Annotated in this window: 17 protein-coding genes and 1 riboswitch; of the genes, 8 read left to right on the top strand and 9 right to left on the bottom strand. The window is 54.5% G+C overall.

Going from position 1 to position 18771, the window contains the following annotated elements; all coding sequences use genetic code 11:
• The first annotated feature begins 117 nt into the window (after positions 1–117).
• On the top strand, positions 118–882 hold the full coding sequence (locus ACIP6T_RS15200; protein ID WP_097094957.1) for a DedA family protein: 765 nt from the start codon (positions 118–120) through the stop codon (positions 880–882).
• Here the strand turns inward: ACIP6T_RS15200 and thiQ are convergent.
• From thiQ to sgrR, 4 genes are all read right to left on the bottom strand, one after another.
• Positions 879–1580: a thiamine ABC transporter ATP-binding protein ThiQ gene (thiQ, locus tag ACIP6T_RS15195; protein WP_400457998.1), complete on the bottom strand. Its 702-nt coding sequence runs from the start codon at positions 1578–1580 to the stop codon at positions 879–881. The two genes, ACIP6T_RS15200 and thiQ, sit on opposite strands and share 4 nt — an antisense overlap.
• Entirely contained in the window at positions 1564–3150 is a 1587-nt protein-coding gene (thiP, locus tag ACIP6T_RS15190; protein ID WP_400457997.1) for a thiamine/thiamine pyrophosphate ABC transporter permease ThiP, read from the bottom strand. The genes thiQ and thiP overlap by 17 nt, the downstream gene beginning before the upstream one ends.
• Positions 3150–4136, bottom strand: a complete 987-nt coding sequence (gene thiB, locus ACIP6T_RS15185; RefSeq protein ID WP_345827279.1) for a thiamine ABC transporter substrate binding subunit — start codon at positions 4134–4136, stop codon at positions 3150–3152. The genes thiP and thiB overlap by 1 nt, the downstream gene beginning before the upstream one ends.
• Positions 4137–4183: 47 nt before the next feature.
• A riboswitch (TPP riboswitch) is annotated at positions 4184–4276 on the bottom strand.
• Between the two features lie 112 nt (positions 4277–4388).
• Entirely contained in the window at positions 4389–6050 is a 1662-nt protein-coding gene (sgrR, locus tag ACIP6T_RS15180; protein ID WP_400457996.1) for an HTH-type transcriptional regulator SgrR, read from the bottom strand.
• Between the two features lie 255 nt (positions 6051–6305).
• Between sgrR and ACIP6T_RS15175 the strand changes: the two genes are divergently transcribed.
• Positions 6306–7493, top strand: coding sequence for an MFS transporter (locus tag ACIP6T_RS15175; protein WP_400457995.1), 1188 nt, complete (start codon positions 6306–6308; stop codon positions 7491–7493).
• Positions 7494–7528: 35 nt separating this feature from the next.
• Here the strand turns inward: ACIP6T_RS15175 and leuD are convergent, their stop codons facing one another.
• The 5 genes from leuD to leuL all read right to left on the bottom strand — a co-directional run bounded on the left by leuD (position 7529) and on the right by leuL (position 12382).
• Complete coding sequence (leuD, locus tag ACIP6T_RS15170) at positions 7529–8134, bottom strand: 3-isopropylmalate dehydratase small subunit (protein ID WP_097094951.1); 606 nt, start codon at positions 8132–8134, stop codon at positions 7529–7531.
• Positions 8135–8137: 3 nt separating this feature from the next.
• A complete protein-coding gene (leuC, locus tag ACIP6T_RS15165; RefSeq protein WP_400457994.1) occupies positions 8138–9544 on the bottom strand; it encodes a 3-isopropylmalate dehydratase large subunit in 1407 nt (468 codons plus the stop codon).
• A gap of 4 nt (positions 9545–9548) precedes the next feature.
• Positions 9549–10640 (bottom strand): 3-isopropylmalate dehydrogenase, encoded by a 1092-nt coding sequence (gene leuB, locus ACIP6T_RS15160; RefSeq protein WP_007885003.1) that lies wholly within the window; start codon positions 10638–10640, stop codon positions 9549–9551.
• Between the two features lie 2 nt (positions 10641–10642).
• Complete coding sequence (gene leuA, locus ACIP6T_RS15155) at positions 10643–12205, bottom strand: 2-isopropylmalate synthase (protein ID WP_097094949.1); 1563 nt, start codon at positions 12203–12205, stop codon at positions 10643–10645.
• 93 nt (positions 12206–12298) lie between these two features.
• Entirely contained in the window at positions 12299–12382 is an 84-nt protein-coding gene (gene leuL / locus ACIP6T_RS15150) for a leu operon leader peptide (protein ID WP_099686952.1), read from the bottom strand.
• 734 nt (positions 12383–13116) lie between these two features.
• Between leuL and ilvI the strand changes: the two genes are divergently transcribed.
• The 6 genes from ilvI to ftsL all read left to right on the top strand — a co-directional run bounded on the left by ilvI (position 13117) and on the right by ftsL (position 18756).
• Positions 13117–14841 carry an acetolactate synthase 3 large subunit gene (gene ilvI / locus ACIP6T_RS15145; protein ID WP_097094948.1) on the top strand — a complete coding sequence of 575 codons (1725 nt, stop codon included), beginning with the start codon at positions 13117–13119 and terminating at the stop codon, positions 14839–14841.
• 2 nt (positions 14842–14843) lie between these two features.
• Positions 14844–15335 carry an acetolactate synthase small subunit gene (gene ilvN / locus ACIP6T_RS15140; protein WP_007885011.1) on the top strand — a complete coding sequence of 164 codons (492 nt, stop codon included), beginning with the start codon at positions 14844–14846 and terminating at the stop codon, positions 15333–15335.
• A gap of 197 nt (positions 15336–15532) precedes the next feature.
• Positions 15533–16543, top strand: coding sequence for a catabolite repressor/activator (cra, locus tag ACIP6T_RS15135; RefSeq protein ID WP_097094947.1), 1011 nt, complete (start codon positions 15533–15535; stop codon positions 16541–16543).
• Between the two features lie 493 nt (positions 16544–17036).
• Positions 17037–17495 carry a division/cell wall cluster transcriptional repressor MraZ gene (gene mraZ, locus ACIP6T_RS15130; RefSeq protein WP_097094946.1) on the top strand — a complete coding sequence of 153 codons (459 nt, stop codon included), beginning with the start codon at positions 17037–17039 and terminating at the stop codon, positions 17493–17495.
• Between the two features lie 2 nt (positions 17496–17497).
• On the top strand, positions 17498–18439 hold the full coding sequence (gene rsmH / locus ACIP6T_RS15125) for a 16S rRNA (cytosine(1402)-N(4))-methyltransferase RsmH (RefSeq protein WP_345827273.1): 942 nt from the start codon (positions 17498–17500) through the stop codon (positions 18437–18439).
• Complete coding sequence (ftsL, locus tag ACIP6T_RS15120; RefSeq protein ID WP_097094944.1) at positions 18436–18756, top strand: cell division protein FtsL; 321 nt, start codon at positions 18436–18438, stop codon at positions 18754–18756. The genes rsmH and ftsL overlap by 4 nt, the downstream gene beginning before the upstream one ends.
• Positions 18757–18771: the final 15 nt, after the last annotated feature.

Raw genomic sequence — 18771 nt, 5'->3', positions numbered from 1 at the left:
CAGTGTCTCGGCGGGTGAAATTGTCACCACTTTGTCAACATCGTTCTACAATTCTTGCCTTGACGCCTGCAGGTATGCTCTGGACAATCCAGCCTCTATATTCCGCAGAGGATATTTATGGAAGCCTGGATTCAACACCTGTTTTCGCAATCGCTGGAGTACGCGCTGATCGCCGTGGCGCTGGTGACCTTTCTTGAGTCGCTGGCCTTCGTGGGATTGCTGTTGCCGGGCACGGTATTAATGGCCAGCCTTGGGGCGCTGGTTGGCAGTGGACAAATTGGTCTTTACCCCGCGTGGGCGGCCGGATTCGTGGGTTGTTTAATCGGCGACTGGGTCTCTTACGGCATCGGCTGGAAGTTCCAGGGGCCGCTGCATCGCTGGAAATATCTGAAAAAGTACAAGGGATTGCTGGATAAAACTGAGCATGCGCTGCATGAACACAGCATGTTCACAATTTTGGTGGGGCGCTTTGTGGGGCCGACGCGCCCGCTGATTCCGCTGGCAGCTGGCATGCTGGAGCTGCCGGTGCGCAAGTTTCTGCCGCCTAATATCATCGGCTGCATTCTTTGGCCGCCCGCCTATTTGATGCCGGGCATTTTAGCGGGCGTGGCGATTGATGTACCGCAGGCCGCGCAGGGCGGCAGCTTTAAATGGCTGCTGTTGCTGGTGGCGCTGCTGGTATGGATCGGTGGCTGGCTACTGTGGCGCTGGTGGCGCAGCGGGAAAACCGTCGATTGGGCAACGAAGTATCTGCCGACTGCACGTCTGCGCTGGCTGGCACCTTTAGCGGCGGCGATTGGAGTGGGCGCGTTTATCGCGATCCAGTTCCATCCGATGATGCCGATCTTCCGCCAGCTGCTGTGGAAAGTCTTCTTCGCTTAACGCGCTTGCACGCCAAGGATGGCGGCTGCCTCACTTTCGCCTCGCATCAAACTCTCCGTGCTGCCATCCCAGTAGATGCGCCCATCGACAATCACCAAACTGCGCGGCGCAATCTGCTGGGCATCTTCCAGGCTGTGCGACACCATGAGCAGCGTGATATTGCGCGTTTCGCACACCGAACGCACCAGCTGTAACATTTCGCCGCGCAGCGCCGGATCGAGCGCCGAAAACGGCTCATCCAGTAGCAAAATAGGCTGATTGCGTAGCAGGCAACGCGCCAGCGCCACGCGCTGGCGCTGGCCACCCGAAAGTTGGCCCGGCAAGCGCGTCAGCATCTCCTGCAAGCCGGTTTGTTCGGCAATGTCAATGACTTGCTGCTGCTGCGCGCGCGTGAGTTTCAAGCCAGGATGTAAACCCAGCGCCATGTTTTGCTGCACCGTCAGGTGCGGAAAGAGGTTGTTCTCCTGGAATAGCATCGAAACAGGCCGCGCCGATGGCACGCTCTGAGTATGATCAACGCCGTTCATCACCAGCGAACCCTGGTTTACCGCTAAAAAGCCGCCAAGCAAACTCAGCAAGGTGCTTTTCCCTGCGCCGCTCGGGCCAAGGATCGCCAGGCGTTCACCGGCCTGTGCCGCGAAAGTGAAGCGCATCGGCAGATGCTGATAAAGGTAAGTGAGGTTATTCAGTGTCAGCATGGCGGCCCGGTAATTTTTCCATCAGCGTAAAGAGGAGCAAGCAGAGTAGTAGTAGCAGCAGTGCGGTGACGGCACCGTCCGCGCCACGATAGGCACCGATCTGCTGGAACAGGTAGAAGGGCAGCGTGCGAAAATCGGCGCTGCCAAACAGCGCGACCACGCCGAAATCGCCGATTGACAGCACGCAGGCAAATGCCAGCGCCTGTGCAATTGGACGTTTCAGCGCGCGCAGCTCAATCAGCCGCAGGCGGTTAAAACCTGAGATGCCAAGTGAAGCGCAGAGCTGGCCGTAACGGGCGCTGATATCGCGCATCGGGTTCTCCAGCACTTTCATTGCGTAGGGAATGGCGATCAGCGCGTTAGTGAAAATCACCAAACCATCGGCGCGCTGCGGCAGGCCAACGGTGGCATTAAACAGCAGGAAAAAACCGCTCGCCAGCACAATGCCCGGCATCGCCAGAATCAGCATGCCGCTGAGTTCCATGGCCTGAGCGGAAAACATGCGCTGGCGCTGACGCAGTTCGCGGCTGCTCCACAGTAGCATCATAGTCAGCACCACACACAGCACGCCGGCACCGAGAGCGATGCGCAGTGAAGTCAATGTGGCTTGCCATAGCGCGGATTGTTGCAGCGCACCGGCCACGCCGCCGCGCAGGCCATCCACCACGACCGCAGCCAGTGGTGGTAGCAACAGGAGTAATGCTGACATGATGAGCAGCGTGTCGCCAACGCGCGCAGGCCATGAGTCCTGCGGATCGCGCCAGCCGCGAATGTTCTGGCTGCCGGTAGGAATGGCTTTGCTAAAGCGCTGGCTAAGCAGTACCAGCAGTAAACAGCAGCCGAGCTGTAACAGCGCCAGCAGCGCCGCGCGCGCCGGATCGTAATCAAAATTCAGCGCCTGATAAATCGCCAGTTCCAGCGTGGTAGCCTGCGGCCCGCCGCCTAGCGCCAGCACGGTGGCAAAGCTGGCAAAGCACAGCATAAAGATTAGCGCGGCAGTCGGCAGAATCTGGCGGCGCAGCCACGGCCACTCCAGCAGACGAAACAGATTCCAGCCGCGCAGGCCGAGCTGCGCGGCCAATTGCCGCTGCTCGCCGGGAATGTTCTCCAGCGCCTGCAGCAGCAGACGCGTTGCCAGCGGCAAATTAAAGAAGACGTGCGCCAGCAAAATGCCCTGCAGGCCGTACGGCGAAAAGTGGTAGTCAAAACCGATGGCCGCGCACAGTTGCGCCAGCCAGCCGCTGCGGCCATACACGCTCAGCAGGCCGAATACCGCCACCAGCACCGGCAGCACCAGCGTCATGGCGCACAGGCGCAGCAGCAGAGTGCGGCCAAGAAAACGGCGGCGATAGAGCGCGCGTGCCAGCAGGATAGCAGGCAGTACCGACAGCAGCGCCGAAAGTAGCGCCTGTTCAAAGGAAAACGCCAGCACATGATGCAGATAGCTGTCATCAAGCAACGCGCGCCAGTCAGTAGCCGGTGCGACCATCACCAGCGCACCAAAGGCCAACAGCGCCACCGCGCACAGCAACAGCGCGGTGATGCTGCCTGGAATTAACCAACCGGGCATTAGCGGCTAACTGCGCGTTGCCAGGCGCTAATCCACGCGGCGCGATGATCGGCTACTTCCGCTGGCGTGAATTGCAGGGCTTTATTTGGCACCTGCAACGCGTGATAACCCGCTGGCAAATCGCTTTTGATCACCGGATACATCCAGTTACCGCTGGGAATGGTCTGCTGGAAGGCCGGAGAAACCATAAACTGCATGAACTGCTGCGCCAGCTTTGGCTGCTTGCTGCTGGCGAGCTGCGCGGCAACCTCCACCTGCAAATAGTGGCCTTCGCTAAATTCGGCCGCGGCGTAGTTCTCTTTCTTCTCTTCGATGATGTGGTAGGCCGGAGAGGTGGTGTAGCTCAACACCAGATCGCCTTCGCCTTTCAGGAACAGACCGTAAGCCTCGCTCCAGCCTTTGGTGACGGTGACGGTTTTTTGCGCCAGCTTCTGCCAGGCATCTGGCGCGTTATCGCCATAGACCTTCTGCATCCACAGCAGCAGACCAAGGCCAGGCGTGCTGGTGCGCGGATCTTCATAAATCACGCGCCATTTCTCCGGGCTTTCGACCAGTTCTTTCAGGCTTTTGGGTGGGTTCTTCAGCTTGTTTTTATCGTAGACGAAGGCGAAGTAGCCATAATCGAATGGGATGAAAGTCTCGTTGTGCCAGCCATCCGGCAGCTGCAAAGCTTGAGTATCGACGCTGCTTTTGGCAAACAGGCCGGTTTTCTCTGCCGCCTGCAGCAGATTGTTATCGAGGCCCAGCACCACATCGGCTTTGCTGTTTTTGCCTTCCATACGCACGCGATTAAGCAGCGATACGCCATCTTCCAGCGCCACGTAATTCAGCTCGCAACCGCACTGCGCTTCAAAGGCTTTTTTTACCGCCGGACCGGGACCCCAATCGGCCGAGAATGAATCGTAGGTGTAAACGGTCAGAACCGGTTTGGCAGCCAAAGCCGGTGCAGCAACCAACAGCATCACAGGCAGAACTTTATTTAACACTTTGCGCTCCTTGAGGAGAAAATAAGGTTGAGTCGCAAAGGATCTGAGGAGTGAGGCATCTCAAATCCCTACGCCGGTATTAGCCGGATCAGGTTCGACGGGTCTATCTCAGCCAAATTAAGGCACCCCGTTGAGAACGGCACATTCTAGACATTTAAATGACAGCGCGAAAGGATCACCGGTTGGAAGTCTGGTGCCAGGCTTCCCGGTGCGCATGAATGCGCACCCTACAAAACGGCGCTGGCGACCTTTTCACAACTCCGGCGGTGCAAACCAGGCGGATTTGAAGTCAAACCAGCCGAGGGTATTCAGCCGTACGCCGCGCATGCTGCGTTGACCTTCCAGCAGCAGCCAATGGTGGAACAGCGGATGCAAATAATCGCTATCAATTAACTGCTTGCTCCATTCTGCCAGCGCTAAATCTTTCTGACGCCAGCGCGCTGCGTCGGCTTGCCAGTCAATCGGAATGCAGTGATGCATCAGCGGCAGTTCATACAGCTGAGCGAACAGCGCATACTCGAGCGGCAGGGTAAAGTTGACGCTGCCGAGCCAGATATCACTCTCGCCCGCGCCCTCAAACCACGCTTCATAACTCACCTCACGCGTAATCAACTCGACGCCTTGCAGCGCCAGCAGCGGACGCAGCGCGTTAGCGATACCCTCATGCTCAACGTGATGGCTGTACCAGCTGAGGGTTAATTGTGTGAGTCCTTCCGGCTTGTCGGCAGGCGTGAGGTCGCGGCGATGATGCCAGCGCGGCAACAGGCCATACGCCGGAAACCAGTAGCGCTGATAACCTACACCCGCATGATTAAGCAGGGCGATAGGATTGAACAGATAGCTCACCCAGCGGCGAAAATGGGCATTTTGTCCCCGCTCAGAACGCTGATCGAAAAGGAGGAAATAACAGCCTTCTTCCAGACGACTCTCTTCTGATTTCTCATCAGCGGTTTCGCCCTGCAGTTTTACGCCAGCGTACACTAGCTCATCGCTGATCTCGGGCAGTACCCAAATCGACACATCATCAATTAAGGCACGATAGCCAAAGTAATCATCGAAGGCGGCGATTTTTAGCTGCGTTTGCTGGTTACGCACCACGCTGTACGGACCGGTGCCAATCGGTTGGCGAGCAAAGTGGCGTAACGTCGGCCACTCGCGCGGCAGAATCATTGCGCTGACGCTCGCCAGCAGCCAGGGCAACCAGTCATCCGGCTGGCTCAAATAGATATCCAGCGTCCAGGGGGCGGGCGAATGCAGCTTTTCGATATGGGAAAACAGCGGCTGGCTGCGCACGCGTTCCAGCGAGGTAATGATATCCTCCATTTCCAGTTCGCGACCATGATGAAAGCGAATCGCCGGGCGCTGGAAAAAGCGCCAGTGCAGGGGGGAGGTTTGCTGCCAATGGTGCGCGATATCGGGTTCGATTTCCCCCTTTTCCTCATTTATGCGCATCAGGCCGTTGAAGATTTGCCGTGCCAGGTGAGTTTCTGAGCGGCGTAGCGGTGAACCGGGCAGCAGATTGGGCAACGGGCGATAATAGAGCACGCGCAGGATATGCTTGCCCTGGCGGAAGCTGCGGCCTAAATGTGCCGCGATCATCTGGCGCACCTGATTTTTGTCGCCGACCAACTGCACCAGCTGCTCAATGCGATCCTGCTCCAGCAGATCCTCGGCACGCTGCTGCTGTAGCGCTAAACCGGTGTAACAGAAACTCAGCGTTGAACGCTTGCCACGCCCCGCTTCCGCCTGCCAAATCAGCCAGCCCTCATGCTGCATGGCGTTAAGCAGGTTACGCATATGGCGGCGTGAGCAATGCAGCAGATCGGCCAGATCGCTTAACGTAGTTTCCTGATCCTGCCCCTGACAGCTTTGCCATAAGCGGATAAATTGCTGTTGCAGACGTGAAGAGGACATAAAAGGGGAACTCCTTCTCAGAATCGCTCAGTTTTTCCTGCCTCATATTAGAGGCATACTGCCCGGCAATGGAAGAGCGGGAGGCATTCAGCAATGAATGGCGCTCTGCCAGCGGTTCCGCCGACGTGGAACCTCTTTCTGAGTAGGGTGCATTTTCACCGCCAGCAGCGCTTTATCTGCTGGCTTTTTTCGTTTTGCTGTAGAATCTTCTACCCTCATTTCTCTACCTGTTTTTTTCCGCAAAGGGATTTCGGCATGAAATCGCTGTTAACGCGTCAACGTCGCATCAATCCGGTCTATCTCTCGTTTATGGCGGTGTCATTTATGACCGGCGTCGCCGGTGCGCTGCAGGCACCGACGTTAAGTCTGTTTCTGACGCGTGAAGTGCAGGTGAGCCCGTTTTGGGTTGGCTTATTCTTTACCATCAATGCGATAGCGGGGATTGCCATCAGCCTGCTCATGGCCAAGCGCTCTGATAATCGGGGCGATCGTCGCAACCTGATTCTATTCTGCTGTCTGATGGCGACGCTTAATGCGCTGCTATTTGCCTTCAATCGCCACTATTTAACCCTTGTCACGCTGGGCGTGTTCTTATCTGCACTTGCCAGCGTTTCCATTCCGCAGGTGTTTGCGCTCGCGCGTGAATATGCCGATCAGTCAGCGCGTGAAGTGGTGATGTTTAGCTCGGTGATGCGCGCGCAGCTGTCGCTGGCGTGGGTGATCGGCCCGCCCTTGTCGTTTGCACTGGCGCTTAATTACGGCTTTGTGACGCTGTTTTGCGTCGCGGCGGGGATTTTTCTGCTGAGCATGCTACTGATCTGGCGCACCTTGCCGTCGGTGCCACACGTGGTGGCTTCACCCGAAGAAGTGTTAACGCAGTTGAGCCCGTGGAAAGAGAGTCAGGTGCGGCTGCTGTTTATCGCTTCGGTGACTATGTGGACATGCAACACCATGTATATCATTGATATGCCGCTGTATATCAGTACCACGCTTGGCCTGCCGGAGAAGCTAGCAGGGTTACTGATGGGCACCGCCGCCGGGCTGGAAATTCCGATCATGCTGGTGGCCGGGCATTACGCGCGTCGTATCGGCAAACGGATGCTGATGTTGCTGGCGCTGGTGGCAGCGATTGTATTTTATCTCGGTTTGGTGATGTTCCAGACGCGCACTGCGCTAATGGTGCTGCAGCTATTCAACGCGGCATTTATCGGCATCATCGCCGGGATTGGCATGCTGTGGTTCCAGGATTTAATGCCGGGGCGCGCGGGTGCGGCAACCACCTTGTTTACCACGTCGATTTCCACCGGCATGATTATCGCGGGCATCATCCAGGGCACCATGAGCGAGCGCTTTGGTCACGAGTCGGTTTACTGGCTGGCGTTGGGGTTAGCGGTGCTGGCGCTGGCATTAGCGTCGCGCGTGCGAGATGTGGTTGAGAGTTAGAAAAGAGAAGGGCGACATCAGTCGCCCTTATTGCCTTAGCGTAAGAACGCGGGCTGATTGGTTTCGTAGCTGGAGATCGACGCTTCGTGCTGCAGCGTCAGGCCAATGCTATCAAGGCCGTTGATCATGCAGTGACGGCGGAAGCTGTCGATTTCGAAGCTGTAGGTTTTATCGCCTGCGGTTACCGTTTGCGCTTCCAGATCTACCGTAAAAGTGATGCCCGGCTGTGCGGCGACCAGTTTGAACATCTCATCCACTTCTTCATCGCTCAGCTTCACCGGCAGCAGCTGGTTGTTGAAACTGTTGCCATAGAAGATGTCGGCGAAACTTGGCGCAATCACCACATGGAAACCGAAGTCGGTCAGCGCCCAGGGCGCATGCTCACGCGACGATCCGCAACCGAAATTCTCACGCGCCAGCAAAATGCTGGTGCCTTTGAATTCTGGCTTGTTCAGCACGAAGCTGGCGGTGGGTTGGGTACCTGCATCGTCATCAAAACGCCAGTCGTGGAACAGGTGCGCGCCAAAACCGGTGCGCGTCACTTTCTGCAAGAACTGCTTCGGAATGATGGCATCAGTATCGACGTTGGCCGCATCCAATGGCGCCACAATCCCGGTGTGTTGAGTAAATTTGTTCGCCATGGTTTAAGCTCCCTGAGTCAATTCACGAATGTCGGCAAAGCGACCGGTTACGGCAGCCGCCGCAGCCATCGCCGGGCTTACCAGGTGAGTGCGTCCACCGCGGCCCTGACGACCTTCAAAGTTACGGTTGCTGGTTGATGCGCAGCGCTCACCCGGATTCAGGCGGTCGTTGTTCATTGCCAGACACATAGAGCATCCCGGCAAACGCCATTCAAAACCGGCTTCGAGGAAGATTTTATCCAGGCCTTCGGCTTCGGCTTGGGCCTTCACCGGACCTGAGCCCGGCACCACCATTGCCACAACGCCTGGTGCCACTTTGCGACCTTTAGCAATCGCGGCCGCCGCGCGCAGATCTTCAATACGTGAGTTGGTGCAGGAGCCGATAAACACTTTATCGATCGCTACGTCGGTCAGTTTGATACCAGGCTGCAGATCCATATAAGCCAGTGCTTTCTCTGCGGAGGCGCGCTCCACCGGATCGGCAAAGGATTGTGGATTCGGGATAGCTTGATCCACCGCCATCACCTGGCCTGGATTGGTGCCCCAGGTGACCTGCGGTGCGATATCTTCCGCATGCAGGGTAACGATAGTATCGAATGTGGCACCTTCATCGGATTTCAGCGTGCGCCAGTAAGCCACCGCTTGATCCCACTGTTCGCCTTTTGGTGCGAACTGCTTGTCTTGCAGGTAATTGAACGTGGTGTCATCCGGCGCGACCAGACCCGCTTTGGCACCCATTTCAATCGCCATGTTACACAGCGTCATGCGGCCTTCCATGCTCAGCGCTTCGATCGCGGGGCCACAGAATTCAACGACGTGACCGGTACCACCGGCGCTGCCGGTTTTGCCAATGATCGCCAACACGATATCTTTGGCGGTAATGCCCGGTGCAGCCTTGCCCAGCACTTCAATTTTCATGGTTTTCGCGCGACCCTGTTTCAGGGTTTGCGTGGCGAAGACATGCTCAACTTCCGAGGTGCCGATCCCGAACGCCAGCGAACCGAACGCACCGTGGGTGGCGGTGTGAGAGTCGCCGCAGACGATGGTCATGCCCGGCAGCGTCATGCCTTGTTCTGGCCCAATGACGTGCACAATGCCCTGGAACGGGTGATTCAGGTCATACAGCTGAATGCCGAACTCAGCACAGTTCTTAATCAGCTCCTGCATCTGAATACGCGCCATTTCGCCAGACGCATTGATATCTTTGGTCTGAGTGGAAACGTTGTGATCCATGGTGGCGAAGGTTTTCGACGGCTGGCGCACTTTGCGGCCGTGCGCGCGCAGACCATCAAAGGCCTGCGGTGACGTTACTTCATGAATCAGATGACGATCGATATACAGTAACGGGGTTTCTTTAGGCGCTTCGTGGACGACATGTGCATCAAATAACTTCTGGTATAAGCTTTTCATTTTATTATTTTTCCTCGGCGATAAACCCGGCAATGATGCTGCCCATCTCATCGGTGCTCACGGCTTTGCCGTCACCGGCCAAATCACGGGTGCGATAACCCGCTTCCAACGCGCGGCTCACGGCGCGTTCAATGCTAGCAGCGGCGTCATCCGCATTCAGGCTATAACGCAGCAGCAGCGACAGCGACAGAATCTGCGCAATTGGGTTGGCAATGTTCTGACCGGCGATATCCGGTGCGGAGCCGCCTGCGGGTTCAAACAGGCCGAAACCCTCTTCATTCAGGCTGGCGGAAGGCAGCAAGCCCATGGAACCGGTAATCATCGCGCATTCGTCAGACAGGATGTCACCGAACAGGTTAGAACAGAGCAGCACGTCAAACTGTGAGGGATCTTTAATCAGTTGCATGGTGGCGTTATCGATGTACATATGGCTCAACTGCACATCCGGGTAATCTTTTGCCACTTCGTTGACAATCTCGCGCCACATGACTGACGTCTGCAACACGTTGGCTTTATCGATAGAGGTGACGATGTTGCGACGTTTGCGGGCAGATTCAAAGGCGATGCGGGCAATGCGCTCAATTTCGAAACGGTGATACACCTCGGTATCGAAAGCGCGCTCGTGCGGACCGCTGCCTTCGCGGCCTTTCGGTTGGCCAAAATAGATGCCGCCGGTCAGTTCACGCACGCACAGGATATCGAAACCGCGCTCGGCAATATCGCTGCGCAGCGGACAGAAGGCTTCAAGACCTTTATACAGTGCAGCCGGACGCAGGTTGCTGAACAGCTTGAAGTGCTTCCGCAGCGGCAGCAACGCGCCGCGCTCTGGCTGCTGAGCAGGTGGCAGATGCTCCCATTTGGGCCCACCTACTGAGCCAAACAGAATTGCATCGGCTTGTTCTGCGCCAGCAACGGTAGCCGGTGGCAGTGGTTCGCCGTGACGATCGATGGCGATACCGCCAACATCATATTCGCTGGTGGTGATACGCATATCGAAACGCGTACGAATGGCATCGAGAACTTTCATGGCCTGCGCCATCACTTCCGGGCCAATTCCGTCGCCTGGCAATACCGCGATATGAGAAGACTTAGACATAGTTACACCGTTTCCTTCTGATCTTTAAATTTACGCTGCAATTCTTTTTCCACCTGCTTAGCACGCCAAATGTTGTTCAACGCGTTCACCATCGCTTTAGCAGAGGATTCGACGATATCGGTCGCCAGACCCACGCCGTGGAATTTACGACCGTTGTAATTGACCACGATATCAACCTGACCCAGCGCGTTCTCGCCGTGGCCTTTCGCGGTCAACTTGTAATTCATCAGTTCGGCTTCAAAGCCGGTGATGCGGTTGATGGCTTGATAAACCGCATCCACAGGGCCATTACCGGTGGCGGCATCCGACTTCGTCTCTTCACCGCAGCCCAATTGCACAGATGCGGTAGCGGTAACGCTGGAGCCGGTCTGCACGTTGAATTCGTTCAGCTGGAAATACTCTGGCTCTTCGTTCTGTTTGTTAATGAAGGCTAAGGCTTCCAGATCGTAATCAAAGACCTGACCTTTCTTATCAGCCAGCTTCAGGAAGGCGTCATATAAGGTATCCAGATTGTAATCAGACTCTTTGTAGCCCATCTCTTCCATGCGGTGTTTTACCGCAGCACGACCCGATCGTGAGGTCAGATTCAGCTGGATTTTATGCAGGCCGATAGATTCTGGCGTCAGGATTTCGTAGTTTTCACGATTCTTCAGCACGCCATCCTGATGAATGCCCGAGGAGTGGGCGAAGGCGTTGGAGCCGACCACCGCTTTGTTAGCGGGAATTGGCATGTTGCAGATTTGGCTAACGGTTTGGCTGGTGCGGTAGATTTCCTGATGATTGATGTTGGTGTGCACATTCATGATCTGCTGACGGGTTTTAATCGCCATAATCACTTCTTCCAGCGCACAGTTACCGGCGCGCTCACCCAGACCATTTAAGGTTCCTTCAACCTGACGTGCACCTGCTAACACTGCGGCGATAGCATTGCCGGTCGCCATACCCAAATCGTCATGGGTATGAACAGACAGGATGGCTTTATCGATGTTCGGCACGCGTGCTACCAATTGGCCGATGATGTTGGCGTATTCGCCAGGTAAGGTGTAGCCCACGGTATCCGGAATGTTGATAGTGGTTGCACCGGCATGAATAGCGGCTTCAACCATGCGGCACAGATCGTCGATTGGCGTACGGCCGCCATCTTCACACGAGAACTCAACGTCGTCGGTATAGTTGCGGGCGCGTTTAATCATGTGTACTGCGCGTTCAATCACTTCTGGCAATGTGCTGCGCAATTTGGTGGCGATGTGCATCGGCGAAGTGGCGATGAAGGTGTGAATACGGAACGCTTCAGCAACACGCAATGATTCATATGCGGCGTCAATGTCCTTCTCAACGCAGCGTGCCAGTCCGCAGACACGGCTGTTTTTAATGGTACGAGCGATGGTTTGTACGGATTCGAAATCACCTGGGGAGGAAACGGGGAAGCCCACTTCCATCACATCCACGCCCATACGTTCCAACGCCAGAGCGATCTGCAGTTTTTCTTTAACACTCAGGCTAGCCTGTAAAGCCTGTTCGCCGTCACGCAGAGTGGTATCGAAAATAATAACTTGCTGGCTCATCGTAATCTTCCTTTTGCATTAACTTTGCCGGTGCTACGAGCATAAAAAAACCCGCGCATTGGCGCGGGTTTCTTAAACTTCTGCAGGTTCGAATCAGTTATTGATTCCGCCCACGAGTCTACCGCGCAAACTGGATGCGTTTAGTAGTAGACCGAGTAGGCGGAAAGAATGAAACATGACTCAAACCTCGTAAATTGTGTGCTGCACATATTGGTACTGGAATTGACGAGTGAAGTCAACCTCAAGTGCAAGGGTATTTTAGCGCAGTCAAAAGGGTGATGTGCTGCGATTTTTCGGCTGAGCAGAGCAATGGCATTAATTAGCACCTGGATAAGCAGAATCCGCAGCTTAAACAAACGTTTAGAAAAAATAATTTATTTTAAATTGTTGTTATTTAACGTTTTAAATGATTGAGGCAAGATGTGGTAAAAACAGGACAAAGCTTGTTGTTTAGAGGAATATGATGTGAGCGAAGCATTTTTCAGTTAATCACGCCAGAAAGTAATTATCCCAAAAGATTGTGGCCTGAGTGGTCAGGTAATATGAAAATCATATTTCTTATATCACGCTGCAAATAATCTCCAATCCAGCATTTTCCTCTGAGGTTATGACAAAGCATTAGTTTAATCCTCGCAGGCGATAATCACGCATCAGTGCCTTTATTGCCGGATCGAACGTGAGGTGGCGTGCTGGCGTTTGCAGGCCGGGTTGTCTGCGGTTATGGTAATCGACCTACTCTCAGAAGAATTAACTCAAGTAGATTCCCTGTACCTGGAAGGCGGAAATGAACGCCGTCTTCTGAGCATAAACATAAGGTTTTGATCTTAATTGGTATGCGGGGGCCGGATATCAGTGGCGTGCGGGAAACGCGAACGTCAGTGGATTCAGTCCCTCAAGCCTGGAGGCAGAAAATGGAGATGTTGTCAGGAGCCGAAATGGTCGTCCGTTCGTTAATCGATCAGGGCGTTAAGCAGGTATTCGGCTATCCGGGCGGAGCGGTGCTCGATATTTACGATGCACTGCAAACGGTCGGTGGAATTGACCACGTATTGGTCCGTCATGAACAAGGCGCGGTGCACATGGCCGATGGCCTGGCGCGCGCCACCGGCGAAGTGGGCGTAGTGCTGGTAACTTCGGGTCCTGGCGCCACCAATGCCATTACCGGCATTGCAACCGCCTATATGGATTCTATCCCGATGGTGATTCTGTCGGGTCAGGTGCCTTCTTCACTCATCGGCTACGATGCGTTCCAGGAGTGCGACATGGTCGGCATCTCCCGCCCGGTGGTGAAGCACAGCTTCCTGGTAAAAAGCACCGAAGAGATTCCAACCGTGCTGAAAAAGGCCTTCTGGCTGGCGGCGAGCGGTCGTCCGGGCCCGGTGGTTATCGATCTACCAAAAGATATCCTCAATCCGGCTAATAAATTGCCTTACGTCTGGCCGGAAACCGTGAGCATGCGCTCTTACAATCCAACGATTCAGGGCCATAAAGGCCAGATTAAGCGCGCATTGCAAACATTGCTGGCGGCACATAAGCCGGTGATTTACGCGGGCGGCGGTGCGATTATGTCCGGCTGTGAAGCTGAGCTGCTGCAGCTGGCTGAGCAACTCAATATACCGGTAACCATGTCGCTGATGGGCTTGGGTGTATTCCCCGGCACACATCGTCAGAGCGTTGGCATGCTTGGAATGCACGGCACCTACGAAGCTAACATGACCATGCATAACGCTGACCTGATTTTCGGGATTGGCGTGCGTTTCGACGATCGCACCACCAACAACCTGGCGAAGTACTGCCCGAATGCCACCATCATGCATATCGACGTTGATCCAACCTCGATTTCAAAAACCGTCAGCGCAGATATTCCAATTGTCGGTGATGCGAAACAGACGCTGGCGCAAATGCTTGAACTGTTGGCACAAAGCGATGCGAAGCAGGAGCTTGATAGCCTGCGCGATTGGTGGCAAACCATTGAAGGCTGGCGCAGTCGTAAATGCCTGGAATTTGATCGCAGCAGCGACAAAATTAAACCGCAGGCGGTCATCGAAACCATCTGTCGTCTGACGAAAGGCGAAGCTTACGTCACCTCCGACGTGGGCCAGCATCAGATGTTCGCTGCGCTTTATTACCAATTCGACAAACCACGTCGTTGGATCAACTCCGGCGGCCTGGGCACCATGGGCTTCGGCCTGCCTGCTGCCCTGGGCGTGAAGATGGCGCTGCCGGATGAAACGGTTATTTGCGTGACCGGCGATGGCAGTATCCAGATGAACATTCAGGAACTCTCTACTGCGCTGCAGTACGATTTGCCGGTGCTGGTGTTGAACCTTAACAACGGCTTCCTCGGCATGGTTAAGCAGTGGCAGGACATGATTTACTCTGGTCGCCACTCTCAGTCTTACATGCAGTCGCTACCGGACTTCGTTCGTCTGGCGGAAGCGTACGGTCATGTGGGTATCGCGATTCATCATCCTGCCGAGCTGGAAGAGAAGCTGCAGCTGGCGCTGGATACATTGGCGAAAGGGCGTCTGGTGTTTGTTGATGTGAATATTGACGGCAGCGAGCACGTTTACCCGATGCAGATTCGCGGTGGTTCGATGGATGAGATGTGGTTGAGCAAAACGGAGAGGACTTAATTATGCGTCGTATTTTATCGGTTCTGCTGGAAAATGAATCCGGCGCATTGTCCCGCGTAGTGGGGCTTTTCTCGCAACGCGGCTATAACATCGAAAGTCTTACCGTGGCGCCCACCGATGATCCCACGCTATCGCGTATGACCATCCAAACGGTTGGCGATGCGAAAGTGCTGGAGCAGATCGAAAAGCAATTGCACAAGCTGGTTGACGTGTTACGTGTCAGCGAGCTGGGGCAGGGCGCCTATGTTGAACGCGAAATCATGTTGGTGAAAATTCAGGCTAGCGGCTACGGTCGTGAAGAGGTGAAACGCAGTGCGGAGATTTTCCGTGGGCAGATTATTGACGTCACACCAACGCTTTACACGGTTCAGCTAGCGGGAACGAGCGATAAACTCGACGCGTTTCTCAACACGGTTCGTGACGTGGCGGAAATTGTTGAAGTGGCACGTTCAGGAATCGTTGGCGTATCACGCGGCGATCGCGTTATGCGCTAATAACGCACCGTAACCATCATATTCTGTGCTAACCCGGCGAAATGCCGGGTTTTTTTATTTTATGCGCTTCGGCAAGATGCTGGAGAAAAGCGGTTGCTCAGCGTACTTTTCTGCGGTTAGATGTTACAAATGTTTTATCCTTAGCTACTCTGCGGATATTTTCGCCAGCGCTGGCTTATCAGAATTAAGGTGTCATCGTGAAACTGGATGAAATTGCGCGCCTGGCAGGCGTGTCGCGCACCACGGCCAGCTACGTAATCAATGGCAAAGCGCGGCAGTATCGTGTCAGCGAAAAAACCGTCGAGAAAGTCATGGCGGTGGTGCGTGAACACAATTATCACCCCAATGCCGTCGCGGCAGGCCTTCGCGCCGGACGCACGCGCTCAATTGGCCTGGTGATCCCTGATTTGGAAAATACCAGTTATACGCGTATCGCTAATTATCTTGAGCGTCAGGCGCGTCAACGTGGTTATCAACTGTTGATTGCCTGCTCGGAAGATCAGCCAGATAACGAAATGCGCTGTATTGAGCATCTGTTGCAACGCCAGGTGGACGCCATCATTGTTTCCACCTCGCTGCCGCCTGAGCATCCGTTCTATCAGCGCTGGATTAACGATCCTTTGCCAATTATCGCGCTGGACCGCGCGCTGGACCGTGAGCACTTCACCAGTGTTGTGGGGGCCGATCAGGATGATGCGCAGATGCTGGCCGCTGAATTGCGTCAGCTTCCAGTTAAAAATGTGCTGTTCCTTGGCGCGCTGCCGGAGCTGTCGGTCAGTTTTTTGCGTGAATTGGGCTTTCGCGATGCGTGGAAGGATGACGCGCGACCAATCGATTACATCTACTGCAATAGCTTCGATCGTGCTGCTGCGGCAACGCTGTTTGAAAAGTACCTCGAAGATCATCCGATGCCGGACGCACTATTCACAACCTCTTTTGGCCTGTTACAAGGGGTGATGGATATCACGCTCAAGCGCGATGGTCGTTTACCCACCGACCTGGCGATTGCCACCTTTGGTGACCACGAACTGTTGGATTTCCTGGAATGCCCGGTCCTGGCTGTGGGGCAGCGTCACCGCGATGTTGCGGAAAGAGTTCTGGAGCTGGTATTAGCCTCATTAGATGAGCCGCGGAAACCGAAGCCGGGTTTAACGCGCATTCGCCGTAATTTATTCCGCCGCGGACAATTAAGTCGTCGCACTAAATGAAAGTGTGGGCAGTTCTCTGCCCGCGCTTTATTTTCTTCACAACTATTTTGCTCAAATGCGCCAGGCGTAAAAAAGCGTAAATTATCGCCACCCTATCTAACAATTTATCCCCACTGACTTTTCGTATTTGTTTACATATTCAGCAGTAGCTGCTAGCAGAGCTGTTGTGATGGTGCTGGGCTTCCTTTCAGAAATCCCCTAAAATGCAGCCGCTGTCGCATATTACGGGGCAAATATATTTTTGCCTGACAGCGTTTTATTTTTCGCCACTTTTCACATTGCGAAAAAATTTATTCAACTATTCATCAGGTTAATTTTTTATTTCTCTACTTATTACCCTTTTATTCCCTCCCGGATTAATTTCACGCGATGTAAATAGTGATATTCACTTGCCGTTGCGGCTTGACAAGGATTTCATCGGCTCCGTAAACTCGTTTCGTGGTAAAAAGTGGGATAAAGTGGTGAAAACGGGTGATTGAGGGGTAAGGCTGGCATGTTCCGTGGAGCAACGTTAGTCAATCTCGACAGCAAAGGACGATTAGCAGTACCAACACGCTATCGTGAATTGCTTGTCGCAGAGTCTCAGGGGCAAATGGTATGCACCATTGACCTCCACCAGCCATGCCTGCTGCTTTATACCCTGCCCGAATGGGAAATTATTGAGAAAAAGCTCTCTCGCTTATCCAGCATGAATCCCAGCGAGCGTCGCGTGCAGCGATTGCTGTTAGGACATGCTAGTGAGTGTCAGATGGATAATGCTGGCCGTTTGTTGTTGGCGAATACGTTGCGACAACATGCAGGCCTGAGCAAAGAAGTGATGCTGGTTGGACAGTTCAACAAGTTTGAGCTGTGGGATGAACAGACCTGGTATCAACAAGTTAAGGATGATATTGACACAGAACAGTCGGCTCAGGAGCCTTTATCTGAGCGGTTGCAGGACTTGTCGCTATAGCTATGCAGGAAAATTTTAAACACACCACAGTGCTGCTGGATGAGGCGGTTAACGGCCTCAATATCAGGGAAGACGGCATTTATATTGACGGCACTTTTGGTCGCGGCGGTCACTCGCGCTTAATCCTTTCGCAGCTTGGCGAGAAAGGGCAATTGATAGCGATTGATCGCGATCCGCAAGCGATAGCCGCAGCCGCTGAGATAAAAGATCCCCGTTTTTCGATCGTTCATGGGCCATTTTCGGCGCTGGCGGAGTATGTCGAAGCACGCGGGCTGACGGGCAAGATCGATGGCGTTTTGCTTGATCTTGGCGTCTCTTCACCGCAGCTGGATGATGCCGAACGTGGCTTCTCCTTCATGCGTGATGGACCACTGGATATGCGCATGGACCCCACGCGTGGGCAGTCGGCAGCAGAGTGGCTAATGAGCGCTGAAGAGGCCGATATCGCCTTCGTGATTAAAACCTACGGTGAAGAGCGTTTTGGTAAACGTATCGCGCGCGCCATCGTTGAGCGCAATCGTGAACAGCCAATGACGCGCACCAAAGAACTGGCCACGGTTATCGCTGCGGCAATGCCGGTGAAAGACAAGTTTAAGCATCCGGCGACGCGTACCTTCCAGGCGATTCGTATCTGGATCAACAGCGAGCTGGAAGAGATCGATATCGCGTTGAAGGGCGCGCTGTCAGTTCTTGCTCCCGGCGGCAGATTATCGATCATCAGCTTCCATTCGCTGGAAGATCGCTTAGTGAAGCGTTTTATGCGCGATCAGAGCCGTGGTCCGCAGGTGCCGGCCGGGATCCCAATGACTGAAGCGCAGCTTAAAGCCTTGGGCGGCCGTGAATTGAAAACGCTTGGCAAGCTGATCCCCGGCGAAGCCGAAGTGAACGAAAACCCACGAGCGCGCAGTTCGGTATTGCGTATCGCGGAGCGAACCGCGTCATGATTGGCAACGAGCGCCATAGCTTACCGGGCGTCATCGGGGGGGACCTGCTGCGATTTGGCAAGATACCGGTGCTGCTGTTGGTGGCCGTGCTGGTCTCCTCAGTCTTGGTTGTGACGACTACGCATAAAACGCGTCTGCTGACGGCGCAACGTGAACAGCTGGTGCTGGAGCGTGACGCGCTTGATATCGAATGGCGCAACCTGATTCTTGAAGAAAACGCGCTCGGCGATCATAGCCGGGTAGAGCGGATAGCAACCGATAAACTGCAAATGCAGCATGTTGATCCTTCACAGGAAAATATTGTGGTGCAGAAATAAGGAATCGCAGAACTC

The sequence above is a fragment of the Pantoea sp. NPDC088449 genome (assembly GCF_044753225.1).
In the GTDB taxonomy this organism is placed as follows: domain Bacteria; phylum Pseudomonadota; class Gammaproteobacteria; order Enterobacterales; family Enterobacteriaceae; genus Pantoea; species Pantoea floridensis.
The sequence above is the reverse complement of the archived record's forward strand: the minus strand, read 5'-3'. Positions and strand labels throughout refer to the sequence as shown.